17 protein-coding genes and 1 pseudogene are annotated in these 19,365 nt (G+C 72.6%); 11 read left to right on the top strand and 7 right to left on the bottom strand.

The features are described 5' to 3' along the window. Positions 1 to 3 precede the first annotated feature (3 nt). A complete protein-coding gene (locus tag GC092_RS01625) occupies positions 4 to 1,437 on the top strand; it encodes a flavin monoamine oxidase family protein (protein WP_324013704.1) in 1,434 nt (477 codons plus the stop codon). 7 nt (positions 1,438 to 1,444) lie between these two features. Here GC092_RS01625 and GC092_RS01630 read toward each other — a convergent pair whose 3' ends face one another. The 6 genes from GC092_RS01630 to GC092_RS01655 all read right to left on the bottom strand — a co-directional run bounded on the left by GC092_RS01630 (position 1,445) and on the right by GC092_RS01655 (position 7,630). Beyond that, on the bottom strand, positions 1,445 to 3,193 hold the full coding sequence (locus GC092_RS01630; protein ID WP_324013706.1) for a glycoside hydrolase family 35 protein: 1,749 nt from the start codon (positions 3,191 to 3,193) through the stop codon (positions 1,445 to 1,447). Between the two features lie 85 nt (positions 3,194 to 3,278). Next, positions 3,279 to 3,926, bottom strand: a complete 648-nt coding sequence (locus tag GC092_RS01635) for a Pr6Pr family membrane protein (protein WP_324013707.1) — start codon at positions 3,924 to 3,926, stop codon at positions 3,279 to 3,281. A 52-nt stretch (positions 3,927 to 3,978) separates the two neighbouring features. Continuing rightward, positions 3,979 to 4,926, bottom strand: coding sequence for a LysR family transcriptional regulator (locus GC092_RS01640; protein WP_324013709.1), 948 nt, complete (start codon positions 4,924 to 4,926; stop codon positions 3,979 to 3,981). A 109-nt stretch (positions 4,927 to 5,035) separates the two neighbouring features. Beyond that, complete coding sequence (locus GC092_RS01645; protein WP_324013710.1) at positions 5,036 to 6,220, bottom strand: acetyl-CoA C-acetyltransferase; 1,185 nt, start codon at positions 6,218 to 6,220, stop codon at positions 5,036 to 5,038. Continuing rightward, positions 6,217 to 6,867 (bottom strand): CoA transferase subunit B, encoded by a 651-nt coding sequence (locus GC092_RS01650; protein WP_271172962.1) that lies wholly within the window; start codon positions 6,865 to 6,867, stop codon positions 6,217 to 6,219. The genes GC092_RS01645 and GC092_RS01650 overlap by 4 nt, the downstream gene beginning before the upstream one ends. Before the next feature lies 1 nt (position 6,868). Beyond that, positions 6,869 to 7,630, bottom strand: a complete 762-nt coding sequence (locus GC092_RS01655) for a CoA transferase subunit A (protein ID WP_271172961.1) — start codon at positions 7,628 to 7,630, stop codon at positions 6,869 to 6,871. 254 nt (positions 7,631 to 7,884) lie between these two features. On the opposite strand from GC092_RS01655, the gene GC092_RS01660 reads away from it, so the two are divergent. The 6 genes and pseudogenes from GC092_RS01660 (at position 7,885) to GC092_RS01685 (ending at position 14,132) form a co-directional block, all read left to right on the top strand. Then, positions 7,885 to 8,901, top strand: a complete 1,017-nt coding sequence (locus GC092_RS01660; protein WP_324013713.1) for a VOC family protein — start codon at positions 7,885 to 7,887, stop codon at positions 8,899 to 8,901. A gap of 85 nt (positions 8,902 to 8,986) precedes the next feature. Beyond that, a complete protein-coding gene (locus GC092_RS01665) occupies positions 8,987 to 9,967 on the top strand; it encodes a fumarylacetoacetate hydrolase family protein (RefSeq protein WP_324013715.1) in 981 nt (326 codons plus the stop codon). Beyond that, positions 9,964 to 10,956: a cyclase family protein gene (locus tag GC092_RS01670; protein ID WP_324013716.1), complete on the top strand. Its 993-nt coding sequence runs from the start codon at positions 9,964 to 9,966 to the stop codon at positions 10,954 to 10,956. Before GC092_RS01665 ends, GC092_RS01670 begins: the two co-directional genes overlap by 4 nt. A 59-nt stretch (positions 10,957 to 11,015) precedes the next feature. Continuing rightward, positions 11,016 to 12,149, top strand: a complete 1,134-nt coding sequence (locus GC092_RS01675; protein WP_271172957.1) for an FAD-dependent monooxygenase — start codon at positions 11,016 to 11,018, stop codon at positions 12,147 to 12,149. Further along, positions 12,146 to 13,185 (top strand): annotated as a pseudogene (locus GC092_RS01680) (amidohydrolase family protein). Before GC092_RS01675 ends, GC092_RS01680 begins: the two are co-directional and overlap by 4 nt. Then, a complete protein-coding gene (locus tag GC092_RS01685; protein WP_324013718.1) occupies positions 13,182 to 14,132 on the top strand; it encodes a fumarylacetoacetate hydrolase family protein in 951 nt (316 codons plus the stop codon). The pseudogene GC092_RS01680 and the gene GC092_RS01685 overlap by 4 nt, the downstream one beginning before the upstream one ends. A gap of 51 nt (positions 14,133 to 14,183) precedes the next feature. Here the strand turns inward: GC092_RS01685 and GC092_RS01690 are convergent, their stop codons facing one another. Then, the gene (locus GC092_RS01690) at positions 14,184 to 15,392 is read right to left on the bottom strand and encodes a cobalamin-independent methionine synthase II family protein (RefSeq protein WP_324013720.1); all 1,209 of its coding nucleotides are present in this window, start codon (positions 15,390 to 15,392) and stop codon (positions 14,184 to 14,186) included. Positions 15,393 to 15,690: 298 nt separating this feature from the next. Between GC092_RS01690 and GC092_RS01695 the strand changes: the two genes are divergently transcribed. The 4 genes from GC092_RS01695 (at position 15,691) to GC092_RS01710 (ending at position 19,292) form a co-directional block, all read left to right on the top strand. Then, the gene (locus GC092_RS01695) at positions 15,691 to 16,434 is read left to right on the top strand and encodes a 3-oxoacid CoA-transferase subunit A (protein WP_324013722.1); all 744 of its coding nucleotides are present in this window, start codon (positions 15,691 to 15,693) and stop codon (positions 16,432 to 16,434) included. Next, a complete protein-coding gene (locus tag GC092_RS01700; protein ID WP_324013724.1) occupies positions 16,431 to 17,078 on the top strand; it encodes a 3-oxoacid CoA-transferase subunit B in 648 nt (215 codons plus the stop codon). Before GC092_RS01695 ends, GC092_RS01700 begins: the two co-directional genes overlap by 4 nt. Continuing rightward, positions 17,075 to 18,241, top strand: coding sequence for a thiolase family protein (locus GC092_RS01705; protein WP_324013726.1), 1,167 nt, complete (start codon positions 17,075 to 17,077; stop codon positions 18,239 to 18,241). The genes GC092_RS01700 and GC092_RS01705 overlap by 4 nt, the downstream gene beginning before the upstream one ends. 268 nt (positions 18,242 to 18,509) lie before the next feature. Beyond that, on the top strand, positions 18,510 to 19,292 hold the full coding sequence (locus GC092_RS01710) for an IclR family transcriptional regulator domain-containing protein (RefSeq protein WP_324013727.1): 783 nt from the start codon (positions 18,510 to 18,512) through the stop codon (positions 19,290 to 19,292). The last annotated feature ends 73 nt before the right edge of the window (positions 19,293 to 19,365 follow it).

Genomic DNA, 19,365 nt, shown 5'->3' on the forward strand with positions numbered 1-19,365 from the left:
ACGATGAGGATCACGCGCCGCACCCTGCTCGTCGGCGCCGGCACGGGCGCCGTCGCGATGCTTCTCGCGTCGTGCACGGGCGATCCGCAGCCGGGGCCGTCGACGCCCGCGCCGTCGACGCCGGCCCCGATCCCGACGCCGTCGAACGGCGTGCCGGTGCCCTCCGCCTGGCTGCGCAGCACGTGGTCGGCCGACCCGTACGCTCGCGGAGCGCGCAGCTTCATCGCGGTCGGCGCGACGCCGCAGCACCGGGAGGCGCTCGCGCAGCCGGTCGGCGACCGGGTGTTCTTCGCGGGCGAGGCGACCGCCACCGATCAGCCGGCGACGGTCATGGGCGCGCACCGCTCGGGCTCACGCGCGGCCGACGAGGTGCTCGCGGCCGCCGGCTCGGGGGAGCGCCTCGCGGTCGTGGGAGCGGGCATCGCCGGCGCGGTCGCGGCGCGCGCGCTCGCCGACGCCGGTCACGACGTCACGGTGTTCGAGGCCCGCGACCGCGTGGGCGGGCGCCTCCACTCGGTGCCCGACGACCCGTGGCCGATCCCGGCCCAGCTCGGCGCGTGGACCTTCGGCGACGACGACGAGGCGCTCCTCGGGCGCCTGCGGCTGCTCGGGATCCCCGACATCGACCTCGACACGGCCACCGGATGGTCGGAGCAGGGCGAGACGGCGACGCTCGCGTTCGACGCGGTGCGCGAGGCGGTCGAACGCGGCAGCGCGGGCGCCGCGGACGTGCCGCTCGAGGCCGCACTGCTCGCGACGGGCGCCGACCTCGACGATCCTGCGCTCGCCGCGTCGCTCGCCTGGCTCGCGGCGACGACGGGCGCGAGTGCAGCTGATGCCTCGTGCTGGTTCCCGCCGCCGCTGCCCGCCGACACGCTGCGCGCGGCGGCGGGCGATGTCGCCGGCCTCGTCGAGGGGCCGCTCGACGACATCCAGGTGACGCTCTCGTCGCCCGTCGTCCGCATCGCGCACGACGACCGCGGCGTGAGCCTGCGCCTCGCGACGGGCGAGGCCCTGTCGTACGATCGGGTCGTCGTCACAGTGCCGCTCGGCGTGCTCAAGCACCAGGGGATCGAGTTCTCGCCCGAGCTGCCGGCCGCTCAGCGGGGAGCGGTGGCGGCGCTCGGGATGGGCGCGATCGAGACCGTGTGGCTCCGCTTCGAGGAGCGGTTCTGGGCGACGGACGCCGCGATCTGGCACCTCGTCGGCGGGACGGGCGCCATCCGCACCTGGTTCAATCTCGCGCCCGCGACCGGCGAGCCCGTGCTCGTCGGCCTCGTGGGCGGCGACGAGGCCGAGGCGTTCGCGGCGCTCGACGACGGCGACGCGCAGTCCGCTGCTCTCGAATCGCTCGGGTTCTTCGCGCCGGCGTCGCCCACGCCGGAGCCGACCCCATCCGAGCCGACGCCGCCCGAGCCGACCCCGTCCGCGGGGTAGCGCGGTCTCAGAGCTCGGTGTGGCCGAGGTCGGGCTGCGCGACGAACCGCGCGACCGCCTCGCCCGCGTGCAGCTCGAGCACGGCGATCCGGTTGCCCGTCTCGCGCACGACCGGGCCGGGCACGTACATCGTGCGCTGCGGGCCCCGCGACCAGAACCGGCCGAGGCAGAACCCGTTCACCCACACGGCGCCCTTGCCCCATCCGGATGTGTCGAGCAGCAGGTCGCGGCCCGCGGGCGCGTCGAACATCCCGAACGCGACGCCGGGGCCCGCGTGCGCGGCGGATCCGTGTGCGCTCGCGCGGTCGGCCAGCTCGTCGAGGCGCTCCCACGTGAGCGGTGCCGCCTCCCACGCGTCGATCGGCGCGCCGTCGAGCGTCGCGGGACCGATGAGCCCCGTGGGCTCGCCGAGGCGCGGGCCGTAGTTCACCCGCCCCTGGTCCTCGACGAGCAGCTCGAGCACGCCGCCCTGGGGCAGCGCGATGCGCCGCTCGCCGTGATCGCGGCTGAGGACCCCGACCGGCTTCCGGTCGAGGAAGACCTGGGCGCGATCGCGGACCTCGTCGAATGCGAGCACGCCCGGCGCCTCGATCGGGCGCGTGGCGCGGTACAGCGTGAACCCGCCGAAGTGGTCGAGCTCGTCGATCGTCGGCAGGTGGTCGACCGAGGTCTCCACGCCGAGCAGCTCGAGACCATCCCACAGCGAGAGCGCGCGGTCGAGCGCGACGTCGAAGACGGGCGCGTCGGGCCGGACGGCCGCTGGCTCCTCGTCGGGGACCGGCGCGTACTTCGCGATGACGTCGCGGAACGCGCGGTACTTCGCGGTCGGGTGGCCCGTCTCGTCGAGCGGCGCGTCGTAGTCGTAGCTCGTGACGATGGGGATGTACCGCCCCTTGTCGTTCGCTCCGTTCGTGAATCCGAAGTTCGTGCCGCCGTGGAACATGTAGATGTTCACCGAGGCGCCCGCCGCGAGCAGGTCGTCGAGCTCGCGGGCCGAGTCCTCCGCCGAGGTCGTGTGGTGGTGCTCGCCCCAGCTGTCGAACCATCCGCACCAGAACTCCGAGCACATGAGCGGCCCCGTGGGCTGGTGACGGCGCAGCGTGGCGAGCCGCTCGGTCGCCCGCGAGCCGAACGAGCCGGTGCGGTGCAGGTCGGGCAGGCCGCCCGCGGCGAGCATCTCGTCGGTGGGCTGGTCGACGGTCGTGAGCGGCACGGTGATTCCGATCGCGCGCGTGAGGTCGGCGACCTCGCGCAGATAGGCCGCATCGTCGCCGAACGCGCCGTACTCGTTCTCGACCTGCATGAGGATGATCGGCCCGCCCGCGTCGATCTGCCGCGGCACGAGAACGGGCGCGATCTGCGCGTAGTACTCGCGCACGGCGTCGAGATACCGGGGCTCGGAGCGGCGCACCCCGGCGCCGTCGCGGAAGAGCCAGGCCGGCAGGCCGCCGTTGTCCCACTCGGCGCAGATGTACGGCCCCGGCCGCACGATCGCGTGCATGCCCTCGGCCGCGACGTCGTCGAGGAAGCGGCCGAGGTCGAGGCCCCCGTCGAGGCGGAACTCGCCGCGCCGCGGCGCGTGCGCGTTCCACGCGATGTACGTCTCGATCGTGTTCAGCCCCATGGCCCGCGCCTTGCGGATGCGGTCGCGCCACTGGTCGGGGTGCACGCGGAAGTAGTGCAGCGCGCCCGCGAGCATGCGGAACGGCTCTCCGTCGAGCAGGAAGTCGTGCTCCCCGATCGCGAACCGGCTCATCGGGGGTCCTCCTCGTCGATCGCGCCGCCGACATCCGTCATCGGGGGCGAACTCCGAGCGTATCGAGCGGATGGCCCTGCGCGCGTCAGGGGCGCCCGTCCGCGTCGCGGACGGTCGGCCGGATGCGGCTGAGCAGCACGAGCCCCGATGCCACGCCCGCGAAGATCGCGAGCGCGATCGCGCACGTGACCGCGAACTCCGCGAAGCCCGACACCTGCCGCAGGTCGAGGAAGTAGTACGGGAACCATCCGACGATCGCGCCGCGCCACATCGTGAAGCCGCCCCACACGAGCGGGTACACGAGCACGAACGGCACGACGCGCCAGGACGCCGCGCGGCGGCCGGGCCCGAAGAGCCACGCGAGGATGGTCCAGATCGGGAGCACGAAGTGCAGCACGACGTCCGACCAGGGCACGTCGATCCGGATGCCGCGCAGCCCCGCCTGCCAGACGATGAGCGCGAAGGCGAGACCGGCCGTGATCGTCCAGCTGAGGATGAGGGCGCGCGCCGTGGTCAGCCAGGGCGGGTCCTCGTCGTGTCGGAGGGCGATCACCCCGGCGATCGTCGCGAGCACCGTGAAGGCGATGTTCGACTGGATCGTGAGGTAGGCGAGGAAGTTCTCGCCGGCGATCGTCTGCGAGCTGAGGCCCCAGGCGAGCCGGTGGACGAGCGCGACCAGGCACAGGGCCGCCGCCGCCAGGCGAGACCAGCCGAAAGCCGTCCGTGCCGTCACCCTCGCGTCGTCCTCCCGCTGCGGCGCGGCGTGCGCGCGCCACGGCCCGAGTCTACGGAAGCCGCTTCGGGTCGGCGCGCGCGCCGAGCTCGGCGGCGGCGTCGACGAAGAGCTCGCGCATCCACTGGTGCTCGGGGTCGCGGTCGTGCACGGGATGCCACCACATGGCGTTCAGCACGGGCGTCGCGTCGAACGGGAGGGCGAACGTGCGCACCGCCGCCGAGCGCTCCACGATCGGCGCGAGCGCCGACTGCACGATGCCGAGCCGGTCGGTGCCCTCGACGAAGTGGCCGAGGGCGAGGAAGCTCTCGACGACCGCCTCGACGCGGGGCTCGATGCCGAGCTGCTGCAGCTGGCGGCTCGCCGACGTGAACGCCTCGCGCGACTGGTAGGTGAACACCCACGGGCGCTCGGCGAGGTCCTTCATCGTGGCCTGCGTGCCGATGCGCGCGTCGTCGGCGCTCGCGATGCCGACCCAGTCGTCCTGCCACAGATCGGCGTACGGCAGGTCGGTGAGGAAGCCGTGCGGGATGAGCATGGCGTCGGCGGCCCGCAGGCGCGTGGCGGCGTCCTCGACGATGGTCTGGTTGTGGAGCATGAACCGGAAGCGCACGCCCGGCGCCCGCTCGCGGGCGATGCGGCTCACCGTCCGCCCGACCGTCGCGAAGCCGTAGTCCGAACCGAAGATCGCGAACTCGCGCGTGGACTGCTCGGGGTTCCACGCGGCCTGGCTCTCGAAGACCCGACGCGCGGCCTCGAGCGCCGTCGTCGTGTGCTCGGTCAGGCGCATCGCGAGCGGCGTGAGCTCGTACGCGTTGCCGCGTCGCGCCAGGATGGGGTCGTCGAAGTGCGCGCGGAGCCGCGAGAGCGACGCGCTCAGCGCGGGCTGGCTCAGGTGGAGGCGCTCGGCGGCGCGCGTCACGCTGCGCTCGGTGAGCAGCGCGTCGAGCGAGACGAGCAGGTTCAGGTCGAGTCGTGAGAGCAGCGGCTGATCGGGCACGGCGGCGTGGTCCTCGGGTCGGGTCCGCTCGGCGATGAGCGTACCCGGATCGTATCACCGCCGTCGATCACCGGCGCCATCACCATAGCGCCGGTCGATAACGCCTCGATCACGCCGTGAGGACGAGGGCGTCGCCCTGGCCTCCTCCACCGCACAGTGCGACCACGGCGGTCCCTCCGCCGCGGCGCGCGAGCTCGTGGGCGGCGTGCACGACGAGGCGGTTGCCGGAGGCGCCGATCGGGTGCCCGATCGCGATCCCGCCGCCGTGGATGTTCACGATGTCGGACGACAGGCCGAGCTCGCGTGCCGAGTGCGCGACGACGGCGCCGAACGCCTCGTTGATCTCCACGAGATCGAGGTCGGCGACGTCGATGCCCTGCTTCTCGAGGGCACGGCGGATGGCCGCGGCCGGCTGCGCCTGGAGGGAGTTGTCGGGGCCCGCGGTCTGGCCCGATGCTCCGATCGTCGCGAGCGCGCGCCATCCCTCGCGCTCGGCCCGCTCGCGCGTCGTCACGACCACGGCCGACGCGCCGTCGGAGATCTGCGACGAGTTGCCGGCCGTGATGCTCCCGCCCTCGGCGAACGCGGGGCGCAGCCGCGCGAGGGTCTCGACCGTCGTGTCGGGGCGGATCCCCTCGTCCCGCGTCACGACGACGGGCTCGCCCCGACGCTGCGGGATCTCGACGGGCACGATCTCGTCGTCGAAGACCCCTGCCTCGGTCGCCGCGGCGGCACGCTGATGCGACAGCGCGGCGACCTCGTCCTGCGCCGCGCGCTCGACCCCGTAGCGCGGGTTGTGGTTCTCGGTCGAGAGCCCCATGCTCACGCCGTCGTACGCGTCGGTGAGTCCGTCGTGCGCCATGTGGTCGAGCACCTCGACCGAGCCGTAGGTCCAGCCCGTGCGCGACCCCATGAGCAGATGCGGGGCGCGCGACATCGACTCCATGCCGGCCGCGACGACGACCTCGGCGTCGCCGACGGCGATCATCCGCGCGGCGTCGATCACGGCCGTCAGCCCCGAGAGGCAGACCTTGTTCACGGAGTGCGACGGGACGTCCCAGCCGATGCCCGCGCCGACCGCGGCCTGGCGGGCGGCGTTCTGGCCCGATCCGGCCGCGAGCACCTGGCCCACGATGACGGCGTCGACCGCGCCGGGCGCGATGCCCCCGCGCTCGAGTGCGCCGCGGATGGCCGCGCTGCCGAGCTGCGGAGCGGTCAGCGACGAGAGCTGCCCGCTCAGCCGCCCCTGCGGGGTCCGGGCTGCGGCGACGATGACGATGTCCTGCGGGTTCATGCTGCCTCCTCCTCGAGGGCGACGATCAGGGCCGGCTGGGTGGCCGCGACGACCTCGTCGAGGGTCACGTCCGGCGCGAGCTCGCGGAGGACGAGCCCGTCCGCGGTCACGTCGATGACGGCGAGGTCGGTGATGATCCGGTCGACGACGCCCCGCCCCGTGAGCGGGAGCGAGCACGCGTCGACGATCTTGGGCGACCCGTCCTTGGCGACGTGCTCCATGAGGACGATGACGCGGCCGGCGCCGTGCACGAGATCCATCGCGCCGCCGGGGCCCTTGACCATCTTGCCGGGGATCATCCAGTTCGCGAGGTCGCCCGACGCCGACACCTGCATGGCGCCGAGGATGGCCGCGTCGATCTTGCCGCCGCGGATCATCCCGAAGCTCAGGCTCGAGTCGAAGAAGGCCGCGCCCGGGAGCGTCGTGACGGTCTCCTTGCCCGCGTTGATGAGATCGGGATCGACGGCGTCCTCGGCCGGGTAGGGCCCGACCCCCAGGATGCCGTTCTCGGACTGGAGCACGAGCGTCACGCCGTCGGGCACGAAGTTCGGGACGAGCGTGGGAAGACCGATGCCGAGGTTCACGTACTCGCCGTCGTGGAGCTCGCGTGCGGCGCGCGCGGCCATCTGGAAGCGGGTGAGTGCCATGTCAGTTCCCCTCGGTCGCGACGGTGCGCTTCTCGATGCGCTTCTCGATGTCGGTGCCCACCTCGACGACCCGGTGCACGAACACGCCGGGCAGGTGCACGGCGTCGGGGTCGAGGGCGCCGGGCTCGACGAGTTCCTCGACCTGCGCGATGCACACGCGGCCCGCCATCGCGGCGAGCGGGTTGAAGTTCCGGGCCGCCTTGCGGAAGACGAGGTTGCCGTGTCGGTCGCCCTTCCAGGCGTGGACGAGCGCGAAGTCGGTCGTGATGGCCTCCTCGAGCACGTACTCGCGCTCGCCGAAGGTGCGGACGTCCTTCGCGGGCGAGGCGACAGCGACCGAGCCGTCGGCGGCGTACCGGCGCGGCAGGCCGCCGTCGGCCACCTGCGTGCCCACGCCCGTCTGCGTGTAGAACGCCGCGATCCCCGCGCCGCCCGCCCGCAGCTTCTCCGCGAGCGTGCCCTGCGGAGTGAGCTCGAGCTCGAGCTCGCCGGAGAGGAACTGCCGCTCGAACTCCCTGTTCTCGCCGACGTACGACGACGTCATCTTGCGGATGCGGCGAGCGCCGAGGAGCACGCCGAGCCCCCAGTCGTCGACGCCGCAGTTGTTCGAGACGATCGAGAGGTCGGTGGTCCCCTGCGCGAGCAGGGCCTCGATGAGGGCGATGGGGTTGCCCGAGAGCCCGAAGCCGCCGACCGCGATGCTCGCGCCATCCGGGATGTCGGCGACCGCCTCGGCCGCCGTCGGGATCTGCTTGTCGATCACGTCGTGTCACTCCCTCGTCCACCGTCGCGCGCGGCGCCTTCGCCGCTGTCGTCCCTTCGAATCTAGCGCGCGGCGGGGGAGCGGGAGGGGGCGATATCAGCGATCCGAATGCCGGTCATCGGCCGCGCTGAAGAGCGCGCACGCGGCCCACCGAGTCATAAATCAGAGTGATGCCGAGGATCGAAGAATTCGGGTTCCCTGATAGTCCCGATGGCCCGAGAGTGGATGCAGACCTACCCGAGAAGGGATCGAAGATGATCAAACTGCTTTCGCATCTGTCCTACGTCGCCATCACGACGCCCGACGTCGAGGCGTCGGTGAAGTTCTACGAGGAGCAGGTCGGCCTGCAGGTCGTCGACCGCATCGGCGGCGCCGTCTACCTGCGCTGCTGGGGCGACTACTACCGCTACAGCGTCGTCGTCGTCCCGGGCGACGAGCCCGCGCTCGAGACCGCCGCATGGCGCACGACGAGCCCCGAGGCGCTCGAGGAGGCCGTCCGCCGGCTCGAGGCCGAGGGCGTCGATGGCGAGTGGTTCGAGGGGCACGCGATCGGCCGCGCCTACCGCTTCGTCGGCCCGCAGGGGCACCGCATGACGCTGCACTGGGACGTCGAGCACTACGTCTCGGGCGCAGACCAGGCGTCGATCTACCCCGACCGCCCGGCGCGCCGCTCGTCTCACGCGGGCGCCCCGCGCCAGCTCGACCACGTCACGATCGCGGCGCGCGACGTCGACGCGTTCGTCGAGTGGTACGTCCGCGTCCTCGGCTTCCGCTTCATGGCGCGCACCGTGCTCGACGAGGCGCCCATCTCGGTGTTCAGCGTGCTGACGACCAACGAGAAGTCGCACGACCTCGGCGTCGTGCTCGACGGCTCCGACCGCGACGGCCGCATCAACCACTACGCCTTCTGGGTCGACACCCGCGAGGAGCTGCTCATCGCCGCCGACGTGCTCATGGAGAACGGCACGCCGATCGAGTACGGCCCCAACATCCACGGCATCGGCGAGCAGACGTTCCTCTACTACCGCGAGCCCTCGAGCCTGCGCATCGAGCTCAACACGGGCGGCTACCGCAACTACGTGCCGGACTGGGAGGCGAACACGTGGCGCCCCTCGCAGGGCTCGAACAACTTCTACCGCAACGGCGCGATGCCGATGTCGATGACGGAGTCGTTCCCGCCCGCGAACGGCCCGTCCGCCACCGAGGAGGGCGTGCCCGACGAGATCAAGGAAGCCCTGCTCAACCCCTACGCCGTCCAGGGCCGGGGCTGACGCCGACGGAACGCGGGTCGCGTACGCGACCCGCGTTCCCGCGTCCCCAGGGCCGGACTCCGGCCATCCGCTTCATGATGAGGAGATGACGATGACGTCGCACTCGCGGCTCGACAACCGCTTCGCGCTCGCGCGCTACCGTGACGGCGCGGAGGTGCGCCTCGGCCTCGTGGCCGGGGATCGCATCCGGCCCGTGGGGCCCGATGAGCTCGGCGCCCCCGACCTCAACGCGTTCCTCGCGGACGCCTTCGCCGGCTGGGAGCGGATGGCCGCGCTCGCCGAGGCCGACGGCCCATGGCGGCCGCTGGACGAGGTCGTGCTCACGGCGCCGGTCGAGCCGCGCCAGGTGCTGCAGACGGGGGCGAACTACCGTCAGCACGTCATCGAGCTCGTCGCGGCGGGGCTCACGAACAACACCGACCGCACGCCCGAGGAGGCGCGCGCGTTCGCGGCCGACATGATGGACGAGCGCGCGGCGAGCGGCGAGCCGTACTTCTTCATCGGCCTGCCCGCGTGCGTCGTCGGGGACGACGTGCCGCTCGCGCTGCCGCCCTACAGCGAGGTGCACGACTGGGAGCTCGAGCTCGCCGTCGTCATCGGCCGCGAGGCGTTCCGCGTCTCGCGGGAGGACGCGATGGAGCACGTCGCGGGCTACACGATCGTCAACGACATCACGACGCGCGACCTCGTGTTCCGCAAGGACATGAAGGAGATCGGCACCGACTGGTACCGGTCGAAGAACGCGCCCGGCTTCCTGCCGACCGGGCCGTTCCTCGTGCCGGCCGGCCTCGTCGACGAGAAGGACGCGCGCGTGCGCCTCGAGCTCAACGGGCAGACGATGCAGGACTCCTCGACGAGCGATCTCCTCTTCGACATCCCCGCGCTCGTCTCGGCGGCGAGCCAGACGATGCCGCTGCTCCCGGGCGACCTGCTCCTCACGGGCAGCCCCGCGGGCAACGGCCAGCACTGGAAGAGGTTCCTGCGCGACGGCGACGTCATGACCGGCGCGATCTCGGGCCTGGGCGCCCAGGTCGTGCGCTGCGTCGCCGAGGGGACCGCGCGATGACGCCCACCGAGGATCCGCAGGAGCTCGACCGCGCCGACCCCGCCGGCCACATCGCGGCGGCGGCCGAGGCGTACCGGAACTGGGGGCGCTGGGGCGAGGACGACGTCGTCGGCACGCTGAACTTCATCGACGACGCCAAGCGGCGGACGGCCGCCGGCCTCGTGCAGGACGGCCTCGTCGTCTCGCTCGCGCAGTCGTTCGACATGGACGGACCGCAGAAGGGATGGCGGCGCCGCACGAACCCCGTGCACACGATGCTCGACACCGGCACCGACGCCGAGCGCGGCGCCCAGGGCTTCCCGCACGGGATCGGGGGCGCCGACGACGTGATCGCGATGCCGCTGCAGTGCTCGACGCAGTGGGACGGCCTCGGCCACATCTTCGACCGCGGTTTCGCGTGGAACGGGCGCCGCGCGGGCGATGTCGTCACGAGCGACGGCGACCTCGTCACGGGCATCGAGCACACGGCCGACCGGCTCGTGAGCCGCGGGGTGCTGCTCGACCTGGGGGCGTTCCTGCGCCCCGAGACGGGCGAGCTCGAGGACGGCTACGCGATCACGGCCGTCGAGCTCGACGCGTGCATCGCCGCGCAGGGCCCGACGAGCGGCGTGGGCCGCGGCGACATCGTGCTCGTGCGCACCGGCCGGCTCGCACGCGCGCGGCGCGAGGGCTGGGGAGACTACGCGGGCGGCCCTTCGGCCGGGCTGTCGTTCACGACGGCCGGATGGCTGCACCGCTCGGAGATCGCGGCGATCGCGACCGACACGTGGGGCTTCGAGGTGCGCCCGAACGAGTTCGACGCGGCCTTCCAGCCCCTGCACCAGGTCGTCATCCCCAACATGGGGCTCACGGTCGGCGAGATGTGGGATCTCGACCGGCTGGCCGACGCGTGCCGGGAACGGGGACGATGGGAGTTCCTGCTCACCGCGGCGACGATCCCGATCACGGGCGCGGTCGGGTCGCCGGTCAACCCGCTCGCGATCCTCTGACCATCCGACATCCGCGGGCCATCCGCATCAGACACATCCGAGAACGAGGAGGTTCTTCCATGACCGCAGTGACGAAGGTCGCGATCGCCGGGTGCGGCGCCGCCAGCATGGCCGCCGCGATCCCGCTCGCCGAGGCCGGCGTCTCCGTCGACGTGTACGAGCTCAAGCCCGAGCTGTCGGCGCTCGGCTCCGGGATCACGCTGCAGGGCAATGCGCTGCGCGCTCTCGGCCGCCTGGGGGTGTGGGAGCAGGCCGCAGCCCAGGGCTACCCGTTCGAGGGGCTCACCCTGCGCGCGCCCGGCCCGGACGCGCCCGTCATCGCCGAGCTTCCCGAGGTGAAGACCGGCGGCCCCGACTTCCCCGCCTGCATGGGCATGTACCGGCCCGACCTCGCGCGCATCCTCGTCGAGCGCGCCGAGTCGCTCGGCGTGCGCGTGCACTACGGCGCGAAGGTCACCGGCGTGCGCGAGACCGAGGGCGGGGTGCTCGTCGACGTCGGCGGCGCGCCGGTCGGCGAGTACGACCTGCTCATCGGGGCCGACGGCATCCACTCGACCGTGCGCGAGCTGATCGGCATCGAGACCCAGCCCGAGCACACGGGCATGGGCATCTGGCGCGCCTTCGTCCCGCGGCCGGCCGAGGTCACGCAGAGCCAGCTGTACTACGGCGGCCCCGCGTACATCGCCGGCTACACGCCCACGGGCGAGGACACGATGTACGCGTTCCTCGTCGAGGACGCGCAGGATCGCTTCGGCGTCGCCCCGGCGGAGGCCGTGGAGATCATGAAGGGGCTCTCGGCGGCCTACGGCGGCCCGTGGAACGCCATCCGCGAGAGCCTGTCCGAGTCGAGCCGCATCAACTACACGTGGTTCACGGCGCACATCCTCGACGGCGCGTGGAACCGCGGCCGCACGGTCGTCATCGGCGACGCGGCGCACAGCTGCCCGCCCACGGTCGCCCAGGGCGCCGCGCAGGCGATGGAGGACGGGATCGTGCTCGCTGAGCTCCTCATCGCCGCCGACGCCGTGGACCAGGGCCTCTGGGACGCGTTCCATGCGCGCCGCGTGCCGCGTGCGACCGCGGTCGTCGAGGCGTCGGTGCAGCTCGGACGCTGGCAGCTCGAGCACAACCGCGACGCCGACGCGGCCGGCCTCATCTTCGGCGTCGCGCAGCAGATGGCGCAGCCCGCATGAGCGGCGCGATCGACGTCCACGCGCACCTCCTTCTGCCCGCACTGCAGGAGGAGGTCGCGCGCCGCGACCCCGACGGCTTCGCGGCCGCGAACGCGCTCGACGCGCGCCGCAACGGGCCGGAGAGCCTGGCCGCATCCGGCCGCATGATCGGCGCGCGCATCCCGCTGCTCACCGACCCGGCCGCGCGCATCGTGGCCATGGACGAGCAGGGGGTCGCGCAGCAGTGGGTGAGCCCGTCGCCGAACCACTTCCATCCGTGGGCCGACGAGGAGCTCGGCGTGTGGATCGCGAAGGAGGCGAACCGGCAGATCGCGGCGCACATCGCGACCGCCCCGACCGCCTCCGCGGGCTCGGCGCCGTGCCGCTGCAGCACCCGTCGCGTCTCGTCGAGTGCCTCGACGACGCGGTTCTCGCGCACGAGCTGCTCGGGGTCGAGATCTCCTCGTTCGCGGGAGACGTCGAGCTGTCGGACGAGCGGCTCGAGCCGTTCTGGGCCCGCGCCGCCGAGCTCGGCGCGATCGTGTTCCTGCACCCGTTCGGATGCTCGCTCGACGAGCGCCTCGACCGGTTCTACCTCTCGAACACCGTGGGGCAGCCGACCGAGAACGCCGTCGCGCTCTCGCACCTCATCTTCGCGGGCGTGCTCGACCGCCATCCGGAGCTGCGGATCGTGGCCGCGCACGGCGGGGGCTACCTGCCGACGGTGATCGGCCGCTCGGATCGCGCGTGGGCGGTGCGCCCCGAGGCGCGGGGCTGCGCCGAGCCGCCGTCGACGTACCTGCGCCGGCTCTGGTTCGACACGGTCGTGCACGACGAGCGCACGCTGCGCGCGCTCGTCGAGGTCGCGGGGGCCGACCGTGTCGTGCTCGGCAGCGACTTCCCGTTCGACATGGGGCTCGACGACCCCGTCGGCTTCGTGCAGGGGGCCGGGCTCGCGGATGCCGATGCCGTGCTCTCCCGCACGGCGGACGCGCTCGCCGCGGGCGTGCGCGGGGCGGATGCCGCGAGCTCTCCGGTCGCGGAGGCGCGGGCATGAGGATCGGGCGGTGGACGCGCGCCGGCCGCGAGGAGGACGGCTTCATCGAGGACGCGGGGGTCATCCCGTTCCCCGACGCGCTCACGGTGGGCGACGTGCTCGCCGCAGGGCTCGGGGCGCTCCCCGCGCTTCGCGAGCGCGCGGGCCATCCGGTCGCGCCCCTCGCCGACGTGACGCTGCGCGCGCCGCTGTCGCCGGCCTCCGTGCGGGACTTCGTCGCGTTCGAGGAGCACGTCGAGGGGGTCAGCGCGTCGGTCGACGGCAAGAGCGAGGTCGTGCCCGAGTGGTACCAGGCGCCGACGTTCTACTTCACGAACCCGCACACGATCGCCGGTCCGGGCGAGACGATCGCCCCGCCCGAGACGCAGCGCCTCGACTTCGAGCTCGAGGTCGCCGCGGTGCTCGGCGGCGCAGGTGCCAACCTCTCGCCGGTCGAGGCGGACGCCGTGATCTTCGGCTACACGATCATGAACGACTGGTCGGCCCGCGACCTGCAGTCGCGGGAGATGAAGGTGCGCCTCGGGCCGTGCAAGGGCAAGGACTTCGCCACGAGCCTCGGCCCGTGGATCGTCACGGCCGACGAGCTCGAGCGCTTCCGCGACGAGGACGGCTTCCTCGCCCTGCGCGCCGAGGTGTCCGTCAACGGCGAGCGGTACGGCGAGGATCTCGTGTCGAACATGGGATGGCCCTTCGCCGAGCTCGTCGCGTACGCCTCGCGCAATGCGCGCGTCGTCCCGGGGGACGTGCTCGGCTCGGGCACCGTCGGCAACGGCGGCTGCCTCGGCGAGCTCTGGGGGCGCGGCAGCACCCTGCCGCCGCTGCGCGAGGGCGACGAGGTGCGGATGACGGTCGAGGGCATCGGCGAGCTCGTCGGGCACGTCGGCGCCCCCGTCCCGGCCCCGCCGATCCCGCCCGCGCGTCCTCGGTCGCGAGCCCGGGCGCGCTGACGGGCGGGGCCGGTCGCGTGTTCGCCGCGTTTCGCGGCGAACCCGGGGCCGTCAGACCCGCTTCGCGGCGCGGCGCGCGCCCTCGCCGAGCGCCTCGAGCTTGGCCCACGCGATCTGCTCGTGGACGCGGCCGCCCAGGCCGCAGTCGGTCGCGGCGATCACGCGGTCGGGGCCGACGATGCGCGCGAAGCGCTCGATGCGCTGCGCGACGAGGTCCGGATGCTCGACGAGGTTCGTCGAGTGACCCACGACGCCCGGCACGAGGACGAGGTCGTCGGGGATGAGATCGCTGTTCTCCTCCCACACCGCCCATTCGTGCTCGTGGCGCACGTTGGCCGCCTCGAACGAGATCTGGCCGACCTTCGCGCCGAGCACGGTGCGGAGGATGTGCTTGAGCTCGATGTCGGTCGTGTGAGGCCCATGCCATGAGCCCCAGCACAGGTGCAGGCGCACCTGCTCCCTGGGCAGCCCGGCGATGGCCTCGTTGATCGCGTCGATGCGGATCTGGGTGAACGCGAGGTAGTCCTCGACGCTCGGCTCGGGGTTGATCTGGTCCCAGTTCTCCGCGAGCGACGGATCGTCGAGCTGCAGGATGAGACCGGCGTCCGTGATCGCCCGGTACTCCTCCTTCAGCGCGTCCGTCCACGCGCGGATGTGCTCGAGCTCGGTCGCGTAGTAGTCGTTGCGCACGCGTGCGGCGGAACCCGGCGCGATCGCCGTGAGGAATCCGGTCTCGCCCTCGCCGAGCGCGTCGGCGAGGTGGCGGACATCCGCCGCGGTCGCGGCCTGCCCGCGGTACGAGATCGGGCCCGTCGTCGTGGGGAACGCCGTGGCCGTCCGTCCGGTCTCGACGCCGTTCTCCGGGTCCTGGTACACCTCGGCGAAGGCCTGGCGGTCGCGGCGGTCGAGGAACGACGTGAGCACGATGTTGCCCGGCTCGGAGCGGCGGGGCGGCTCGTTGAACGCGTTCACCTCGGTGAGCGAGAGGCCGTCGACGCGCTGGAACGAGTAGCCCCACCACGCGCCGTAGTCGACGGGGCTCGACATCGCCTTGCCGAACTCGCCGTCTCCCGGCTGCGTGATCCCGACCGCGCGCTGGCGCTCGACGACATCGCGCACGGCCTCCGCGACGAGCGCCTCGTACTCGGGCGTCGACGTGAGCGTGAAGCCGTCCTCCTCGAACGTGCGCGCGGCGTTGGCCTCGATGAGGGCCTTCGTGCGCGGCAGGCTGCCGGCGGTCGTCGTCTCGATGGTCGTCATGCTGCTCCTCGCTCCTTCTGCGGGCGTGCCCGCCGTCGCGACGGTATCGCGAGCACGGTGCGACTTCCGCATCGCATGTCGAAGAGTGACGGATGGTCGGCCGTCGGCCCCCGGCCCCGGCCCCGTACGCGCAATCGGATGGCTGGGGCTCGCGTGCGCGTGTCGTCCCCGGCAGGCGACATCCGCACCACGGGTCCGACGCGGCGTGCGCCCGGGGCTCGCGCGGCGGACATCCGCTCGCTACACTGGCCGTATAGCGAACATGCGTTCGCACAGCGAACCGATCGAGGAGGAACCGGTGATCGACAAGACCGTCGCGAGCGTCGAGGACGCCGTCGCGGGGATCGCGGACGGCGCGACCGTCATGATCGGCGGCTTCGGGCGCGCCGGACAGCCCGTCGAGCTCATCGACGCGCTCATCGCGCACGGAGCCCGCGACCTCACGATCGTGAACAACAACGCCGGCAACGGGGACACCGGCCTTGCGGCGCTCCTGGCGGCGGGACGCGTGCGCCGGATCGTCTGCTCCTTCCCTCGTCAGAGCGACTCCTGGGTCTTCGACGGCCTGTACCGCGCGGGCGAGATCGAGCTCGAGCTCGTGCCCCAGGGCAATCTCGCCGAGCGGATCCGCGCCGCCGGCGCGGGGATCGGCGCCTTCTTCTCGCCCACGGGCGTGGGCACGCAGCTGGCGGAGGGCAAGGAGCACCGCGACATCGACGGGCGCACGTACGTCCTGGAGTATCCGATCAGAGCCGACGTCGCCCTCATCAGCGCGCACCGCGCCGACCGCTGGGGCAACCTCGTCTACCGCGAGACAGCGCGCAACTTCGGGCCGATCATGGCGACGGCCGCCACGACGACGATCGTCCAGGTCGACGAGGTCGTCGAGCTCGGAGCGCTCGACCCCGAGACGGTCGTGACCCCAGGTCTCTTCGTGGACCGCGTCGTGGCGGTCGGCGAGCGCGCGTGGCTGCGCGACGGCGTCTTCGTCGGAGGCGTCGACATCGAGGGACGCCCGCTCGCCGAGGAGGCCGCACGATGACCACCCGCATCAGCCGCGACGATCTCGCGGCACGGATCGCCGCCGACATCCCCGAGGGCTCCTACGTGAACCTCGGAATCGGCGCGCCCACCCTCGTGGCGAACTTCCTGCCATCCGATCAGGAGATCATCCTGCACACAGAGAACGGCCTGCTCGGCATGGGCGAGGCCCCTGCCGCCGACCGGGTGGACCCCGACCTCATCAACGCCGGCAAGCAGCCCGTGACCGCGCTGCCGGGGGCGGCCTACTTCCACCACGCCGACTCGTTCGCGATGATGCGGGGCGGGCACCTCGACATCTGCGTGCTCGGCGCGTTCCAGGTGTCCGAGCGCGGCGACCTCGCGAACTGGTCGACCGGCGCGCCCGGGGCCATCCCCGCCGTGGGCGGCGCGATGGACCTCGCGATCGGCGCGAAGCAGGTGTTCGTCATGACCGACCTGCTCACGAAGCAGGGCGAGTCGAAGCTCGTGGCCGCCTGCACGTATCCCCTCACCGGCGTCGGCTGCGTCACGCGGGTCTACACCGATCACGCGGTGTTCGATGTGACCGACGAGGGCTTCCGCGTGCGGGAGCCCTTCGGCGACAACACGATCGAGGGCCTCGAGTCCCTCACCGGGCTCTCTCTGCAGGAGGTGGCGGCATGACCGCGAGCTTCGTCTACGACGCCGTCCGCACCCCGTTCGGGCGCGCGGGTGGAGCGCTGTCGGGGGTGCGGCCCGACGACCTCGCCGCCGTCGTCATGAGGGCGACCGTGGACCGCACGGGTCTCGACCCCGCACGGATCGACGACGTCGTGTTCGGCGACGCGAATCAGGCCGGCGAGGACAACCGCAACGTCGCGCGCTTCGGCGCGCTGCTCGCGGGGTTCCCCGTGACGGTGCCCGGCGCGACGGTGAACCGCCTCTGCGGCTCGTCGGTCGAGGCGGTCATCCAGGGCTCGCGCGCGATCGAGGCCGGCGATGACCGGATCGTGCTCGCGGGCGGGGTCGAGTCGATGAGCCGCGCGCCGTTCGTCGTGGAGAAGTCGGCCAAGCCGTTCCCGGCGGTCGGAAACCAGACGATGTGGAACACGTCGATCGGATGGCGGATGATCAACCCCGCTCTGCCGCGGGAATGGACGATCTCGAACGGCGAGAGCGCCGAGCTGCTGGCCGAGACCTACGGCATCTCGCGTGATGACCAGGATGCCTTCTCCGTGCGCAGCCACGAGCTCGCGGCCCGCGCGTGGGCCGAGGGTCGCTACGACGCGGAGATCGTGCAGGTCGACGGGCATGAGCTCGCCCGCGACGAGGGCATCCGCGACGGCTCGACCGTTGAGAAGCTCGGCGGCCTCAAGGCGCTGTTCAAGCAGGGCGGCACGGTCACCGCGGGCAACTCCTCGTCGATCAACGACGGGGCGTCGGCCGTGCTCCTCGGCGCCGAGGGGGCCATCGACGCCGAGCCGCTCGCGCGCATCGCCGGCCGAGGCGCCTTCGGAAACGAGCCGCACCTCTTCGGCGTCGCGCCGGTCGAGGCGGCGAACATCGCCCTCCGCCGAGCGGGGAAGACGTGGGCCGACGTCGACCTCGTCGAGCTCAACGAGGCGTTCGCCTCGCAGAGCCTCGCGTGCATCCGTCAGTGGGATATCGACCCCGAGCGCGTGAACATCCACGGCGGTGCGATCGCGATCGGGCATCCGCTCGGCGCCTCGGGCGGACGCATCATCGGGCACGCCGCGCATGAGCTCAAGCGCCGGGGCGGGGGAGTGGCGGTCGCCGCTCTCTGCATCGGCGTCGGGCAGGGGCTGGCCGTCGTCCTCGAGCGCTGAGCCGCAGCCGACGTGCGCGGGACCGGGGGTCGTGCATGTCTCGGTTGGCGTGGGAATGGAGCCCGGATGGCCGCACCGCGTGAGACACGGAAGCCCCGCCACCACCCCCATGTCTCATTCCACGCGGGTTTCGGGCCCGGATGGCCGCACCGCGTGAGACACGGAAGCGCCGCCACCACCCTCATGTCTCATTCCACGCGGGTTTCGGGCCCGGATGGCCGCACCGCGTGAGACATGGGGTGGTCCGGAGGGCGATAGGGTCGCGAGGATGAGCACGAACGACGTCGAAGAGGGCCGCGGCGACTTCGTCCAGTCCTTCGCGCGCGGTCTCGCGGTCATCCGCTCGTTCGACGCGGAGCACCCGAGCCTCACTCTGAGCGAGGTCGCCGCCCGGACGGAGATGACCCGCGCAGCCGCCCGGCGGTTCCTGCTCACCCTCGAGACCCTCGGGTACGTCCGCAGCACGGGGCGGGAGTTCGCGCTCACCCCGCGCGTCCTCGAGCTCGGCTTCAGCTACCTCTCCGCGCTGTCGCTGCCCGAGATCGTCCAGCCCCACCTCGAGCGGCTCTCGCGCGAGGTCGACGAGAGCGTCTCGGCGGCCGTCCTCGACGGCGGCGACATCGTCTACGTCGCGCGCGTTCCGACGCGTCGGATCATGAGCGTCGCGATCACGATCGGCACCCGCTTCCCGGCCTACGCCACGAGCATGGGCCGCGTGCTGCTCGCGCACCTGCCGCAGGATGAGCGCGATGCCCTGCTCGCGGCATCCGCTCTCGAGCCCCTCACCGAGCGCACGATCACCGACCGATCGGCCCTCGCGCGCCGGCTCGACGAGGTCGCGGCCGCGGGATTCGCGATCACGGATGGCGAGCTCGAGTCGGGCGTGCGATCGGTCGCGGCTCCCGTGCGCGGCCGGGATGGCCGGGTTGTCGCAGCGGTGAACGTGTCCGCGAGCGCCGCGCGCATTCCGATCGAGCGCCTCCGGGCCGAGCACCTCCCGCGTCTGATCGCGGCGACGCAGGCGATCGAGGCCGATCTGCGTCTCGTGTGAGCCGTCGCCTCATGCGCATGCGGGAGAGGCGAATGGCGCCGATCGCGCGGGAACGCGATGCTGGAGACGCCGC

The sequence above is a fragment of the Microbacterium sp. JZ37 genome (assembly GCF_035188445.1).
Lineage (GTDB): Bacteria > Actinomycetota > Actinomycetes > Actinomycetales > Microbacteriaceae > Microbacterium > Microbacterium barkeri.

Coding starts and splice junctions, on each gene's coding strand:
- GC092_RS01690 (WP_324013720.1), bottom strand. CDS start 15,392: ATGACGACCATCGAGACGACGACCGCCGGCAGCCTGCCGCGCACGAAG.
- GC092_RS01630 (WP_324013706.1), bottom strand. CDS start 3,193: ATGAGCCGGTTCGCGATCGGGGAGCACGACTTCCTGCTCGACGGAGAG.
- GC092_RS01650 (WP_271172962.1), bottom strand. CDS start 6,867: ATGGCACTCACCCGCTTCCAGATGGCCGCGCGCGCCGCACGCGAGCTC.
- GC092_RS01660 (WP_324013713.1), top strand. CDS start 7,885: ATGATCAAACTGCTTTCGCATCTGTCCTACGTCGCCATCACGACGCCC.
- GC092_RS01675 (WP_271172957.1), top strand. CDS start 11,016: ATGACCGCAGTGACGAAGGTCGCGATCGCCGGGTGCGGCGCCGCCAGC.
- GC092_RS01625 (WP_324013704.1), top strand. CDS start 4: ATGAGGATCACGCGCCGCACCCTGCTCGTCGGCGCCGGCACGGGCGCC.
- GC092_RS01705 (WP_324013726.1), top strand. CDS start 17,075: ATGACCGCGAGCTTCGTCTACGACGCCGTCCGCACCCCGTTCGGGCGC.
- GC092_RS01710 (WP_324013727.1), top strand. CDS start 18,510: ATGAGCACGAACGACGTCGAAGAGGGCCGCGGCGACTTCGTCCAGTCC.
- GC092_RS01685 (WP_324013718.1), top strand. CDS start 13,182: ATGAGGATCGGGCGGTGGACGCGCGCCGGCCGCGAGGAGGACGGCTTC.
- GC092_RS01670 (WP_324013716.1), top strand. CDS start 9,964: ATGACGCCCACCGAGGATCCGCAGGAGCTCGACCGCGCCGACCCCGCC.
- GC092_RS01700 (WP_324013724.1), top strand. CDS start 16,431: ATGACCACCCGCATCAGCCGCGACGATCTCGCGGCACGGATCGCCGCC.
- GC092_RS01665 (WP_324013715.1), top strand. CDS start 8,987: ATGACGATGACGTCGCACTCGCGGCTCGACAACCGCTTCGCGCTCGCG.
- GC092_RS01645 (WP_324013710.1), bottom strand. CDS start 6,220: ATGAACCCGCAGGACATCGTCATCGTCGCCGCAGCCCGGACCCCGCAG.